Raw genomic sequence first — 12,657 nt, 5'->3', positions numbered from 1 at the left:
GCAGTTTACCTTATTTCCGGCTTGGGCTTTCGCCACTGGGGCAGGCTGATCAGCAACACCGCGCTGATGATCACCAGCATCGCCAAGGCTTCCTCCATGCCGATGGTCTCGCCGACGAAGACAATACCCAACAACACCGCGACGGCCGGGTTCACGTAGGCATAACTGGTCGCCGCCGCCGGGCGCACGTGTTTGAGCAGGTACATATAGGCATTGAAGGCGATGATCGAGCCGAACACGGCCAAGTAAGCCAAGGCCAGCCAGCCTTCAATCGGCGGCACGGCATGCAGGCGCTCACCGGTCAGCGCACTGCCCACCAGCAGCAGGGCACCGGCGATGATCATCTCGGCCGCACTGGCCATGGCGCCGGCAGGCAACGGCAAGTGCCGGCTCCACACCGAGCCGAAGGCCCAGGAGGCAGCGGCGAACAGCAGCAACATGGCGCCGGTGGGGCTCGATTGCAGGTTGGAGCCCATGTTGAGCATGGCGATGCCGATAATCCCCAGCACCACTCCGGCCCACTCCAGACGCGTATTGCGTGCGCCCCAGAAATACCCACACAGCAACGTGAACAACGGCACCGTCGCCACCGCCAACGCGGCCACGCCGGAAGCAACGCCGGTGTGCTCGGCAACCGTCACCGCACCATTACCAAAGGTCAGCAGCAAAACGCCGATCTTGGCCGCCGCCTTCCACTGCACCCACGTCGGCGCAGGCGCCCCGCGCCAGCGCAAATAGCCATACATCACCAACCCCGCTACCAGGAATCGAATCCCGCCCAGCATCAACGGCGGCCAGTACTCCACGCCGATTCGAATCACCAGGTAGGTAGAACCCCAGATCACATACAGCGCAAAAAAAGCGGCAATCAACGGTAAGGGAAAGCGACGTGGGCCAGGCATTGGGTAGCTCTGCGGCAGAATATTGGAGGCTTATTCTAAAAAGGCAGCACGCCGAACATAAGTTACAAAACCTGTTTAAAGCGCCCATACACTTTTCAAAACATGGTTATGAAGGCTATAACCCGTGCATTCGAAAGCCACGCATCACCGGAGCCTTATCATGGATAAATACGACCGCATGCTCCTCAGCGCCCTGCTCGAAGACGGCCGCGCTTCCTATGCGCAGTTGGCCCGCACCGTAAACCTCTCCGCCCCTGCTGTGGCTGAACGCGTGGCCAAGCTGGAAGCCAGCGGGGTGATCACCGGGTATCAGGCCAAGGTCGACCTGTCGAAAATCGGTTTGCCGATCCAATGCACGATAGAGCTGCGCCTGACCAACAATGGCAGCCAAAAGGTCTACGACGCCTTGGCTGAAATACCCGAACTGACCGAATGCCACCGCGTGACAGGCGACCCGTGCGTGATCATGCAGGCCGCAGTGGGCTCGATGCCGGAGCTGGAGAACCTAATCAACCGAGTGGCGAAGTTCGGGTTCAGCAAAACCTCGATCATTTTGTCGAGCGCGATAGCGCGGCGGGTACCGTTGGGGCAGTTGGAAGGCAATGGGAAAAATGGTGGCTGATGCGCCACCATCGCAGCGATGCGGTGACCCGACAAGCCAGCGCCCACAGTAGGGCGCGGTCAACTGTGGGAGCTGGCTTGCCTGCGATAGCGTCAGTGGCATCACTGCTGAATTGAGCGCTGAACAATCAAGTCGACGATCTGCTTGATGGTCGTGATGTGATCCCAGTCTTTCTGAGTCGCCTGCAGGTTGAATTGCCACTTGATCTGCATAACGAAGCAGGTCAAATCGTCATCAATGATCATGAAGTCATGGATGAAATCCGTTTGTTCCGTCACTTGGCTTCGATCGATAAAACCAATGATATCGACCAATAGTTGAATCACTTTTTCGCTTATCTCAGCCCTCATAAGACCAAATTCTCAATCACCAATAACAAGCAGGATCTTAATTGCTTGGTAGAAGTCGCCGCTTAATAGAAGGGAAATAAGAAGGGTCTGACATAACGAAAAGATACAACCTACTTACCGTTCCGAGAAATCTTAAGAGCCCCCTCCCGGGCCCGATATTTTAGTGGCCAGCAAGACCGATCTCTTTCATTTGCGGGACGTTTCCTAGAGAATTCCACGGCCTTGTTTCCGTCGGATCAGGTCGCTAGTCTCGCTCAGTCATCGAATGTTCGGTGGCCGGACGTGCAAGTCCGATCAGTGGAAAATGCACAAAGCCTTACCATCCAGCGCCCAATTTTATTAGGCGTTGGCACGTTATGGCAGCTGTGCGCGGGAGGCCATTAGGCCTGCTGGGTTTTCCGCCCCGGTCTTGCACACCCGCGTACTGCTGCCACCCTAATTCGCGTGCAAGCGAACGGGTGCAGCTTCTTACCTAGCGGAGAAGTTACACCATGGTCAAAGTTACCCCCGACCCACCTCGCTCCAAACCAGACTTCCTCAGCGAAGACGCCCTGCTCAACCGCCGAGCCATCGACTACTACCTCAACGCCTGCGCCCCGGATGCGCCCAACTTTGTGCTGAATGACAACCTGAGCTTCGAAGACGCCCTCGCCCATGCGGCGGATTTGCTGCATTGCGCGGTGGAGACGGCGCTGGTGTCGGGCGAGACGCTCAGTGTGCAGCAGCGGGCGGTGATGCATTTGGTGGGGATGGCAAAGGAGGTGGTGGGTCGGGCGTTGGAATGCGTGCAGCCTCGATAGCCTGACAAGCGAGCTTTAGGGGCAAATGGGCTTATTGTGGCGAGCGGGCTTCTGTGGCGAGCGGGCTTGCCCCGCGTTGGGCTGCGAAGCGGCCCTAATGAAGTCGCCGCGTTCTGTCAGTTGGAACTGGGTGTCAGGGTTTGGGGCTGCTGCGCAGCCCAACGCGGGGCAAGCCCGCTCGCCACAGAAGCCCGCTCCTCACAACAAGCCCGCTACTCACAATAGGCCCGCTCTCCACAATTAGTCCTCCGCCCACATGAGATCTGCGCAGGGTTCAGAACCCGCGATGCTTCTTCAGATGCTCATTGATCTTCGCCGCCGGCACTTTCTGCAAGGTGCACAGCAGGTCGTGGGACAGTTCGCGCAACCCATGCGTACCGCGCAATTGCTCGGCCAGGTGCGCCGTCAAGTTAGCTGCCATTTCGGCATCCGCCATTGCCCGGTGAGCCTTGCCGGTGTGGGGCAGTTGGGCGTAGCTGTTGAGGGTGCCGAGCTTGTGGTTCGGCGCCGCCGGCATGAGGCGGCGGGCCAGCAGCAGCGAGCAGGCGAATTTTTGCAGGCGGGTGCGACGGATCAGGCCCAGTTCGAAGTCCCAGAACTTCTGGTCGAACGCGGCGTTGTGCGCCAGCAGTGGCGTGGTGCCGACGAATTCATTCACTTCGTTCATCACCCGCTCAGCCGGTGGCGCGCTGCGCAGCATGGCGTTGCTGATGCCGGTGAGCTGTTCGATGAACCCCGGCACGCGCACGCCGGCATTCATCAGGCTCTGGTAGCGGTCCACGATCTGGCCGCGTTCAAGGATGACCACCGCGATTTCCGTGGCCCGGCAGTGGCTGCTCGGGGTGATGCCGGTGGTTTCAAAGTCGATGACCGCTATACGTTCCAAACCTGTTCCAACTCCGTCTGACAATTGACTTATTTAAGCAGCAGCGCGCCTTCGATCGGCACGTAGCGGCTGGCGGCGCGGATCAGCGAGTTGGCCGTCAGCCCCGGGACGCCATAGGCCACGGCTTCGACGCCATGCTTTTGGATGATGCGTTCGAGCAGCATGTCGAAATCGCCGTCGCCGGAGGCCAGCACCACTTCGTCGACGTGGTCGGCGGCGTCCATGATGTCGAGGGTGATACCCACGTCCCAGTCGCCCTTGGCCGAGCCGTCGCTGCGTTGGATGTAGGGTTTGAGTTTTACCGTAAAGCCCAGGTTGCGCAGGATCTGCTGGAATTGCTGCTGCTTGCTGTCGCCACGGTCGATGGCGTACGCATAGGCTTCGACGATCTGCCCGCGCGCGCTGATGTCAGCCCACAGGGCGGCGTAATTGAAGTGGCAACCGTAGGCCTGGCGCACGGTGTAGTAGAGGTTTTGTACATCGGCGAACACCGCAATTTTCTTCACCGCACTTCCCCATGGATGCCACTTGGACCTCGGACGTGAGAGCCCGCAAAGGCGCCAGTATGCCAGCCATGGGAAAGTTTCAGCGAAAAATCAGCCCGGGGCGACGAAGCGCCCCGGTTGAAGGCGGGTCAGACGAAGGAATCGTCGTCGCCAAACGAGGAAGAATCGTCGCTGTAGTCGCTGTCGGCGAAGCTGTCCGAGGCGTTGTCGCTGCCCCAGCTGTCATTGCCGGCAAACTTCTGGTCGTCGTTGCCCCAATTGCCGTTATCACTGGCGGGCGCCGGTTCTTCGCGGATGATTTCTTCCACGACTTGCGGCTGTTGCGAGTTGTGGTTGAACAAGCTGCTGATGCCTTCGGCCAGCATCACACCACCGGCCACACCGGCAGCGGTTTTCAACGCCCCGCCAAGGAAGCCGCTGCCAATCGGTGCTGCAGGCGCTTGTTGTGGCTGTTGATAGTTTTGCTGCGGCGCGCCGTAGTTTTGCTGGGGCGCAGGCTGGCCAAACGAAGGCCGCCCAGGCTCACGCCAGCCGCCACCGGAAGCCGCCGGCGCACTTTGCGTGGGTTGCGGGTCACGGGAGCCGCCGCCAAAGATGCTCGACAGAAAACCGCCACTGCTCGGCGCCGGCTGTGCTGCCTGAGCCTTGGCCTGCTGCAACTCATCCTGCAATTGCTGGATCTGCTGCGCCTGCTGCTTGTTCTGCGCGTCGAGGCTCTTGATCGCGTGTTCTTGCACCAGGATCGACTGGGTCATGTAATACCCGGCGGCCGGTTGGCGAGTCATGTGCTCCTTGATCCGCGCTTCGGCCAGGGCGTCGCGGGGGGCTGAGTCCGTTTCGGCTTGCTGCAGCCGTGAAAACAGTCCATCGATCAGGGTTTGCTCTTCGCTGTTCATGGCGACCTCGTTAGATTGCCGGTAAAAATCATGGGCCCGCCTGTGATCAGGCGAGCTACGCACTAGTTATGGGGCTGTTACCAGACGTTTCAATGGTCTTTACGCAAGGTTTACGTTTGCTTACCTCTCGTCATGATCGGTTAAAGTGTGGGCCTTGCTTTTCGGTCTGTGATGAACCTGATGAATCCGTTAGACGTATTGCGCGACTCCTTCCGTTTTACTCAGCGCAACCTGGGCGCCATCGTGCAGCTGTGCCTGCCCTTGGTGATTCTCGAAGCCCTGCTGCAACAGGTAATCGAGCACACGCTGGCGCCGGATGCTTCGCGCGCCTACAGCATTGTGGTGGGGTTGGTGATGTACCCGCTGTACGTCGGCGCCTTGATTTTGTTTCTGGATGCCCGCACCCGTGGCGACTCGCCGCGCACTAAAGACTTGTGGGCGACGGCCTTGACCCTGTGGCCACGTTTCGCCGTGCTGACCGCGATAAGTACATTGTTGGTCTGGCTGGGCCTGTCACTGTTTTACCTACCCGGCCTGTGGCTGATGGTCGTGCTCGGTTTTGCCGAGTACCTGCTGGTGCTGCGCGGCCTGTCGGCGCTGGGGGCTATGCAAGAAAGTTTGCGCCTGACTCGCGGGCACTTTTGGCGAATCCTGGTATGCCTGCTGTGTGTGATGATGCCGCTGTTGCTGCTCAAGGAAGCCACTGATGCCGTCTACCCCAGCCCGAGCCCAATGCTCGCCACCGTGCTCGACAGCGCCCAAAGCTTTTTGCAACTGTTTACCAGCGTGGTGCTGTTCCGTTTATTCATGCTGATCGGTGGCGATGCCGACGCGCGGTGATATGCTCCTGCCACTCCTGAAACGCCATAAGCCGAGCCGATGACCCGTTTATTGCGCATCACCCTGTTGAGCCTGCTGATCGTCGCAGGCCTGCTCGCCGCCCTGATCTACAGCCTGACCTGGCGCCCTGCCGACAAACAAACCCTGCCCGTCAGCTGCGTCGCGCCGCGGGCGCCAACGCTGCTGCCCGGGCAGGCGTTGAAGGTCATGACCTGGAATGTGCAATACCTGGCGGGCAAGAACTATGTGTTCTGGTACGACACCGCCGACGGCAACGGCCCGGATGATCGCCCTACCGTGGAAGACATGGCCTCCAGCCTCGACGAAGTGGCGCGGGTGATCCGCGACGAACAACCCGACATCCTGCTGCTGCAGGAACTCGACGAAAACGCCAAGCCCTCCCATTACCAGGACCAGATCGCACTGTTGCAGGAACGCCTGGTCGATCTCTACCCGTGCAGCGCCCAGGCCTTCGATTGGAAAGCCGACTTTGTGCCCAGCCTGCATATCTTCGGCAGCGTCGGCCGCAAGCTGGTGACGCTCAGCCGCTACCAGATCGAACACGCCGAACGCCTGCAACTGCCGGTGTCCCCAGCCAACATCATCAGCCGCCAGTTCCAACCCAAACCCGCCTTATTGCTGACCTACTTGCCGTTGAGCGATGGTGGCCAATTGGCCGTGCTCAACACCCGGCTGGACGGCGATATGCCTGGGCGGTCGGCGGTGCAGGAGCAGGCCAAAGCCACCGTGAAACTGCTGGATAAATTCGAAGGGCGTGGCACGCCATGGCTGATCGGTGGGGACTTCAACTTGCTGCCACTGGGGCAATTTCTGCGCCTAGAAGCCGATAAGCGCGGCCAGTATTCGCCGGACAGCGAGCTGCATTTGCTGTGGGATAAGTACCCGATGATCCCCAGTAACAGCGAATCCAGTGGGATTGACCGGGCGAAGTGGCTTACGCACTTCCCCAATGACCCAAGTGTGGATGGGCCGGATCGGACGTTGGATTATTTGTTCTACAGCCCAAGGATCAAGCGGATAGAGGCCAAAGTACGGCAAGAAGACACACTGCGTATCTCCAACCACCTACCAGTGATCGCCCGGTTCCTGCTCCCGGCCGCGCAATAACCCACACCACAAAGCTCAATGTGTGTGGGCTTTTGTGGGAGCTGGCTTGCCTGCGATAGCATCGCCTCGGTGAAACAGGTACACCGAGTCGTCTGCATCGCAGGCAAGCCAGCTCCCACACCATCCCACTCCCAAATTTGCTCTCCACAAGCTTTACTTGCGCGGTTTGATCCGGGCGGTGGGTTCGGCCACTAACGGGTCATCTGGCCAGTAATGCTTGGGATACCGCCCCTTCAAATCTTTTTTCACCTCGGCATACGTGCTGCGCCAGAAGTTCGCCAGATCCTGGGTCACCTGCACCGGCCGGCGCGCCGGGGACAGCAGGTGCAGCTTGACCGCCTGGCGCCCACCGGCAATACGCGGCGTGTCCGCCAGCCCGAACAATTCCTGCAAGCGCACCGCCAGAATCGGCGGCTGTTCGCTGTAGTCCAAACGCACCGAGGAGCCCGAGGGCACCTTCACGTGCTGCGGCGCCAGCTCGTCCAGGCGCTGGGGCAGCGGCCAGGGCAACAGGTTGTGCAGGAAACTGGAGATATCCAGGTTGGCGAAGTGGCTCAGGCGCGAGACTTTGCCCAAGTACGGCATCAGCCAATGCTCCAGGCTGGCGAGCAAAGCCTTGTCGCTGATATCCGGCCACTCACTGGTTTTGCCGGCGTCCAGCTGACGCAGCAGCATGACGCGGGCCTGCCATTGGCGCAGTTCAGGCGTCCACGGTAACAATTCCAGGCCTTTGCGGCGCACGAGGTTGACCAACGCCTGGCTGCGCGCGGACTCGTCCAGACCGCTCAGCGGTTCGCGACTGAGCACCAGTTCGCCGACTTTACGCTGGCGCTCAGCGCGCAGCACGCCTTCGCGCTCGTCCCAATCGAGCTGGTCGACGTTGCGCACTTGCTCGGCAAGCACTGTGTCGAACAGCGCCGGATCGAAGTCGGCCGCGAGGTAGATGCGCTCTTCGCGCTGGCCCTGACGGCTGCCGAGGTCGGCGATCACCAGCCACGCTTGTCTCATCAGGCTGTCGGCCTCGGCGAACAGCGCGGCACGGCCATTGGCCAGGCGGTATTCGGCGCCGCCGGGGCGACGTTGCTGGGCGACGCGGTCCGGGTAGGCCAGCGCCAGCAGGGCGCCGAGCCAACGCGGGTGATCGGGATCGGGCACGGCCTGAGTCGCCTGGCCTCTTAAATAGCTGCGGTATTGCCGGGCAAGTTGCTTGGCGCGCTGCACGCCGCCTTGAGTACCTCGCGCACGCTCCTCGCCGGACATCAGCGCCAGCCGGCTGTGCAAATCGGCACCGGCGCCGCGCAAGATGTCACGCTCGCCCAATAGCGCGGCGACATCACACGCCGTGGCCGCCAGCCCCAGGTCCTGCCCGCGCAGCAACAGGTGGGCGATACGCGGATGTGCGGGCAACTCGGCCATCTTCTGGCCATGGGCGGTGAGTTTGTCGTCGTTCAACGCGCCCAGACGCACCAGCAAATCCTGAGCCTGGGCGTACGCAGCAGTCGGCGGCACATCCAGCCACACCAGTTGCGTGGGCGTGACGCCCCAACGCGCCAGTTGCAAGGCCAGCCCGGCAAGGTCGGCGGCGAGGATTTCCGCACTGCCATACGCCGCCAGGCCTTCATGCTGGTCTTCGGACCACAGCCGATAACACACGCCCGGCTCCAGGCGCCCTGCCCGGCCGGCCCGCTGGGTGGCGCTGGCGCGGGAGATGCGTTGGGTGTCGAGGCGGGTCATGCCGCTGCCGGGGTCGAAACGCGGGACCCGCGCCAGCCCGGCGTCGATCACCACGCGCACACCGTTGATGGTCAGGCTGGTCTCGGCGATGTTGGTGGCCAGCACCACTTTGCGTTTGCCGGCGGGCGCCGGGTCAATGGCGGCGCGTTGGGCGTTGAGGTCAAGCTCGCCATGCAGCGGGCACAGCAGCACATCCGGGCGATCACCCAAAGCGTCGGCCAGTTGTTGATTAACCCGGCGAATCTCGGCCTGCCCCGGCAGAAAGACGAGAATGCTGCCGGTCTCGTCATGCACGGCTTCAAGGACGGTCTGCACCACACGCGGCTCGATGAATTCACCGGCCTGGTACGGGCGGCCCCAGCGCATCTGCACCGGGAACATGCGCCCTTCGCTGCGCAGGATCGGCGCGTCATCCAGCAGGCCGGACAGGCGTTCGCCTTCGAGGGTGGCGGACATCAGCAGGATTTTCAGCGGTTGTTCGTCGCGAAACAGATCGCGGCCATTCAGGCTCAGGGCCAGCGCGAGGTCGGCGTCGAGGCTGCGCTCGTGGAATTCGTCAAAGATCAGCAGGCCCACGCCTTCCAGCGCCGGGTCGTCCTGCAAGCGGCGGGTGAGGATGCCTTCGGTGACCACTTCGATGCGTGTATTGGGGCCGACTTTGCTGTCGAGGCGAATGCGATAGCCGACGGTTTCGCCGACCTTTTCGCCCAGCTCGCTGGCCAGGCGTTCGGCGGCGGCGCGCGCGGCCAGGCGCCGGGGTTCGAGCATCAGGATGGTCTGCCCGGCCAGCCATGGCTCGTTCAACAAGGCCAAGGGCACGCGGGTGGTTTTACCGGCGCCGGGCGGCGCTTCCAGCACGGCTTCATGGCGAATCGCCAAGGCGTCACGCAGGGCGGGTAAAACATCATCGATCGGCAACGAATTCATACTGGCTCCAAAGCAGAGCGGCGAGTATAACGGCGAACTGCCGGATGCCGGTGCTGGTCTCAAAGACACCGCACAATCCCACGGGTAACGCGGTTAAGTGTGGGAGCGGGCTTGCTCGCGAAAGCGGTGGGTCAGTCAACAGATTTATCAACTGGCAGACTGCATTCGCGAGCAAGCCCGCTCCCACACTTGATCAGCGTTGCCTTGTAGACTTGCTTATAGTCATCTTTCAACCGTGTTCAGGAGACTTTTCATGCGTATCGCTTCCCGTGTCATCGGCGGTGTCCTCGCCGTCACCCTGCTGAGCCAACTGACCGCCTGCGGCTCGATTTTCTACCCGGACCGCCGTGGCCAGATCGACGGCAAGATCGACCCGGCGATTGCCGTGCTTGACGCCGTGGGCCTGCTGTTCTATGTGATCCCCGGCCTGATCGCATTCGGCGTGGACTTCGCCACCGGCGCGATTTACTTCGAGCCCGGCAAAACGGCTCAAGTCGCCCCCGAGAAACTGCACGAAGCCATCGGCGCCGACGGCAAGGTCGATAACGCCAAGCTGCAAACCATCATCCAGAAGGAAACCGGCCGCACCCTGCCGCTGGATGACCCGCGCATGATCCAGTTCAAGGGCAGCGTGCAACAACTCGCCTCCCTGGGCCTGCAGCCCGCCGCTTAAGGACTCGACCCGCTTATGACCAGCAGTCCCGAACACGCAAGGCTCTTGCGCCTGGCCACCCGCGCGTCGGTGGGCGTGGCCTGTGCGCTGATTATTACCAAGGCCATCGCCTGGTGGTTCAGTGGCTCGGTGAGCATGCTCGCCGGGTTGACCGACTCGCTGCTTGATGGCGTGACCTCGTTGCTGAACCTGCTGGCAGTGCATTACGCGCTGCGCCCGGCCGATGATGACCACCGTTATGGGCATGGCAAGGCGGAGTCGCTGTCGGGCATGGCACAGGCGTTGTTTATCGCCGGCAGTGCGGTGTTGATCGCGTTCCAGGCGTACCAGCGTTTGCACCATCCGGAACCGGTCGGCGCGCCTTGGCTGAGCATCGGGGTCATCGTGTTTTCGCTGGTGATGACGGTGGCGCTGCTGATGCTGCAACACCGGGTGATCCGCGAAACCGGCTCCAACGCCGTGCGCGCGGACTCGCTGCACTACCGTTCGGACTTGATGCTCAATGGCAGCATTCTGGTGGCATTGGTGTTGGCGGGGTTTGGCTTCAATCAGGTCGATGCGTGGTTCGGCCTGGGCATCGCCGCGTACATTTTGTGGAGCGCCATCCAGATCGCCCGCGAAAGCTTTGCGGTGTTGATGGACGAGGAACTGCCAGCCGATGTGAGCCAGCATATGCTGGAACTGGCGCGCGGTGTGCCAGGCGTGTTGGGTGCGCATGATTTGCGCACGCGGATTTCCGGCAGCCACTGGTTTGTGCAACTGCATCTGGAGTTGCCGGGGGAATTATCGTTGTCGGTTGCCCACGGCATCAGCGACCAGGCCGCCGATGCCATTCACAACGCCTACCCGCGCGCCGAAGTGCTGGTGCACGCCGACCCGCGGGAAGTAGTCACGGGCAATAAGGCCTAGTACTGCACCTGGTACCCGCGGCTGGTGAGGCAGTTGCCCTGGGCTTGGCGGTAGGTTTGCACCACCGCAGGGTCCGGGGCGTAAGTGACGGTCCGTGGGTCGAAACCGCTTTGTTGCACTGCCCAGCGATAACAGTCGTAGCCGTCCTGCTGCACTTGCGCCGGTGACTGACCGTTGGCCGGGTAGGCCACCACGTCATAGCCATTGCCCTGCGGCGCGGGTTGCGGTGCCGGCACTTCTGTCGGCGGCTGCACCACCACGTACTGCTGGGTGGCGCTTTCGTAGGTGTAGTACGAACCCGCTGCGAGGAAGAACAGCGCACTCCCCACCCACACTTCGCGCGCATAGTCCGGCAGGTATTGCACGCGGATGCCGTACGGCGGCGTCACTACGACATAACGCAAGCCTTGCGGGCGATACCAGTAGCCGCCGGAGAAGAAATAATCCTGGCCACGGTAAGGCACGCGGTAGTTGCGGTCGGGGAACCGATCCACCGTATAGCCGGGACGATATTGCGGGCCAGGGCCCCAACCAGTGCCGTGCCCACTGGGGCGACCCGGCCAGCGGTTGTCGTTGGGGTGACCATTATTGAACCCGCCACCTGGACGCCCGGGGCCATTGCCGGCCTGCCAATGCTGGTTGCCATCGTTACGGCGCGGGATGTCCTGATAGTGACCCTGGCGCGGCTCCTGGGTTTGCCGAACCGTGTCCGGGCGCCCCTGAATCGGCAGGTTATTCGCGGGCTGTGGCGCTGGCCGAGGCTGTTCGGCACCTTGCGGGCGACCTTGCCATTGCCCACCGCCGTGCTGCTGTTGTTCGGCGCGATCAAAATGCTGGTTTTGCGGCCGAGGCTGATTGTTCTCGACACGCGGGTTCTGCGGGCGCGGCTGGTTGATTTCCGGGCGCGGTTGATTGTTCTGCGGGCGTGGTTGGTTATTTTGCGGTCGCGGCTGTTCGTTGCCTTGCCGTCCGCCTTCGGGACCTCTTTCATGCTGACCGCCCCCTTCAGAGCGCGGGTCGTCGGCCATTACTTGCGAGCCAACGGTCATCATCAGCAAACCTACACCTGCCATACGCCAGATGCGCTTCATGCTATTCCTCACTGCGGATAAGGGCCTAGAACGTCCGGCCTCATAGATGAGACTGGAAAAGCCTCGCCCGGTTCTGAGACAGGTTATCAGTCACGAGAAGTATTTTTTTGGGTAAAAACGCGCGCAAAGAAAAAGGGGTGACCCGTCGGCCACCCCTTGAGAATTTCGTCCGTGCTCAACGCTTTTGACGTTGGCTCACCTCACGCCGTCTTGTGGACAGTGTGCAGCCTGGAGGCCGACTCAACCCTGCTCGGGCGGCGGCCGCAGCGGGCCTGATTGGGCGGGCTGCAGTGGACTGTTGTCCAGGCGGTGATTCTGTTGGTAATCATAGGCCCGCCGCGCCGACAGATGATTGCGAAGATTGCGTCAATAAACAGTGCTTGCGCAATTTTT

13 protein-coding genes are annotated in these 12,657 nt (G+C 61.5%); 6 read left to right on the top strand and 7 right to left on the bottom strand.

The features are described 5' to 3' along the window. Positions 1–5 precede the first annotated feature (5 nt). Positions 6–902 carry a drug/metabolite exporter YedA gene (yedA, locus tag ACM530_RS13820; RefSeq protein WP_242200337.1) on the bottom strand — a complete coding sequence of 299 codons (897 nt, stop codon included), beginning with the start codon at positions 900–902 and terminating at the stop codon, positions 6–8. Between the two features lie 160 nt (positions 903–1,062). Here yedA and ACM530_RS13815 point away from each other — a divergent pair, with 160 nt between their 5' ends. Then, on the top strand, positions 1,063–1,524 hold the full coding sequence (locus ACM530_RS13815; RefSeq protein ID WP_416364969.1) for an Lrp/AsnC family transcriptional regulator: 462 nt from the start codon (positions 1,063–1,065) through the stop codon (positions 1,522–1,524). Between the two features lie 101 nt (positions 1,525–1,625). Here the strand turns inward: ACM530_RS13815 and ACM530_RS13810 are convergent, their stop codons facing one another. Further along, positions 1,626–1,874, bottom strand: coding sequence for an acyl carrier protein (locus tag ACM530_RS13810; protein WP_416364968.1), 249 nt, complete (start codon positions 1,872–1,874; stop codon positions 1,626–1,628). A gap of 491 nt (positions 1,875–2,365) precedes the next feature. Here ACM530_RS13810 and ACM530_RS13805 point away from each other — a divergent pair, with 491 nt between their 5' ends. After that, the gene (locus ACM530_RS13805; protein WP_416364967.1) at positions 2,366–2,674 is read left to right on the top strand and encodes a DUF3077 domain-containing protein; all 309 of its coding nucleotides are present in this window, start codon (positions 2,366–2,368) and stop codon (positions 2,672–2,674) included. Positions 2,675–2,948: 274 nt separating this feature from the next. Here the strand turns inward: ACM530_RS13805 and ACM530_RS13800 are convergent, their stop codons facing one another. From ACM530_RS13800 to ACM530_RS13790, 3 genes are all read right to left on the bottom strand, one after another. Further along, a complete protein-coding gene (locus ACM530_RS13800; RefSeq protein WP_221295693.1) occupies positions 2,949–3,560 on the bottom strand; it encodes a PolC-type DNA polymerase III in 612 nt (203 codons plus the stop codon). Between the two features lie 29 nt (positions 3,561–3,589). After that, the gene (locus tag ACM530_RS13795; protein WP_119740929.1) at positions 3,590–4,066 is read right to left on the bottom strand and encodes an NYN domain-containing protein; all 477 of its coding nucleotides are present in this window, start codon (positions 4,064–4,066) and stop codon (positions 3,590–3,592) included. A gap of 128 nt (positions 4,067–4,194) precedes the next feature. Continuing rightward, a complete protein-coding gene (locus ACM530_RS13790) occupies positions 4,195–4,962 on the bottom strand; it encodes a DUF2076 domain-containing protein (RefSeq protein WP_416364966.1) in 768 nt (255 codons plus the stop codon). Between the two features lie 180 nt (positions 4,963–5,142). On the opposite strand from ACM530_RS13790, the gene ACM530_RS13785 reads away from it, so the two are divergent. Continuing rightward, a complete protein-coding gene (locus ACM530_RS13785) occupies positions 5,143–5,802 on the top strand; it encodes a YciC family protein (protein ID WP_416364965.1) in 660 nt (219 codons plus the stop codon). 39 nt (positions 5,803–5,841) lie between these two features. Next, entirely contained in the window at positions 5,842–6,930 is a 1,089-nt protein-coding gene (locus ACM530_RS13780) for an endonuclease/exonuclease/phosphatase family protein (RefSeq protein WP_416364964.1), read from the top strand. A gap of 153 nt (positions 6,931–7,083) precedes the next feature. On the opposite strand, the gene hrpB is transcribed toward ACM530_RS13780, so the two are convergent. Further along, entirely contained in the window at positions 7,084–9,591 is a 2,508-nt protein-coding gene (gene hrpB, locus ACM530_RS13775; protein WP_416364963.1) for an ATP-dependent helicase HrpB, read from the bottom strand. A gap of 253 nt (positions 9,592–9,844) precedes the next feature. Between hrpB and ACM530_RS13770 the strand changes: the two genes are divergently transcribed. Both ACM530_RS13770 and ACM530_RS13765 read left to right on the top strand, forming a co-directional pair. Next, a complete protein-coding gene (locus tag ACM530_RS13770) occupies positions 9,845–10,264 on the top strand; it encodes a polyribonucleotide nucleotidyltransferase (RefSeq protein WP_106579351.1) in 420 nt (139 codons plus the stop codon). Positions 10,265–10,279: 15 nt separating this feature from the next. Beyond that, positions 10,280–11,173 carry a cation diffusion facilitator family transporter gene (locus ACM530_RS13765; protein WP_145162411.1) on the top strand — a complete coding sequence of 298 codons (894 nt, stop codon included), beginning with the start codon at positions 10,280–10,282 and terminating at the stop codon, positions 11,171–11,173. On the opposite strand, the gene ACM530_RS13760 is transcribed toward ACM530_RS13765, so the two are convergent. Further along, the gene (locus tag ACM530_RS13760; RefSeq protein ID WP_416364962.1) at positions 11,170–12,264 is read right to left on the bottom strand and encodes a DUF6515 family protein; all 1,095 of its coding nucleotides are present in this window, start codon (positions 12,262–12,264) and stop codon (positions 11,170–11,172) included. The two genes, ACM530_RS13765 and ACM530_RS13760, sit on opposite strands and share 4 nt — an antisense overlap. Positions 12,265–12,657: the final 393 nt, after the last annotated feature.

The sequence above is a fragment of the Pseudomonas sp. NFX183 genome (genome assembly GCF_047943075.1).
GTDB lineage: Bacteria > Pseudomonadota > Gammaproteobacteria > Pseudomonadales > Pseudomonadaceae > Aquipseudomonas.
The sequence above is the reverse complement of the archived record's forward strand: the minus strand, read 5'-3'. Positions and strand labels throughout refer to the sequence as shown.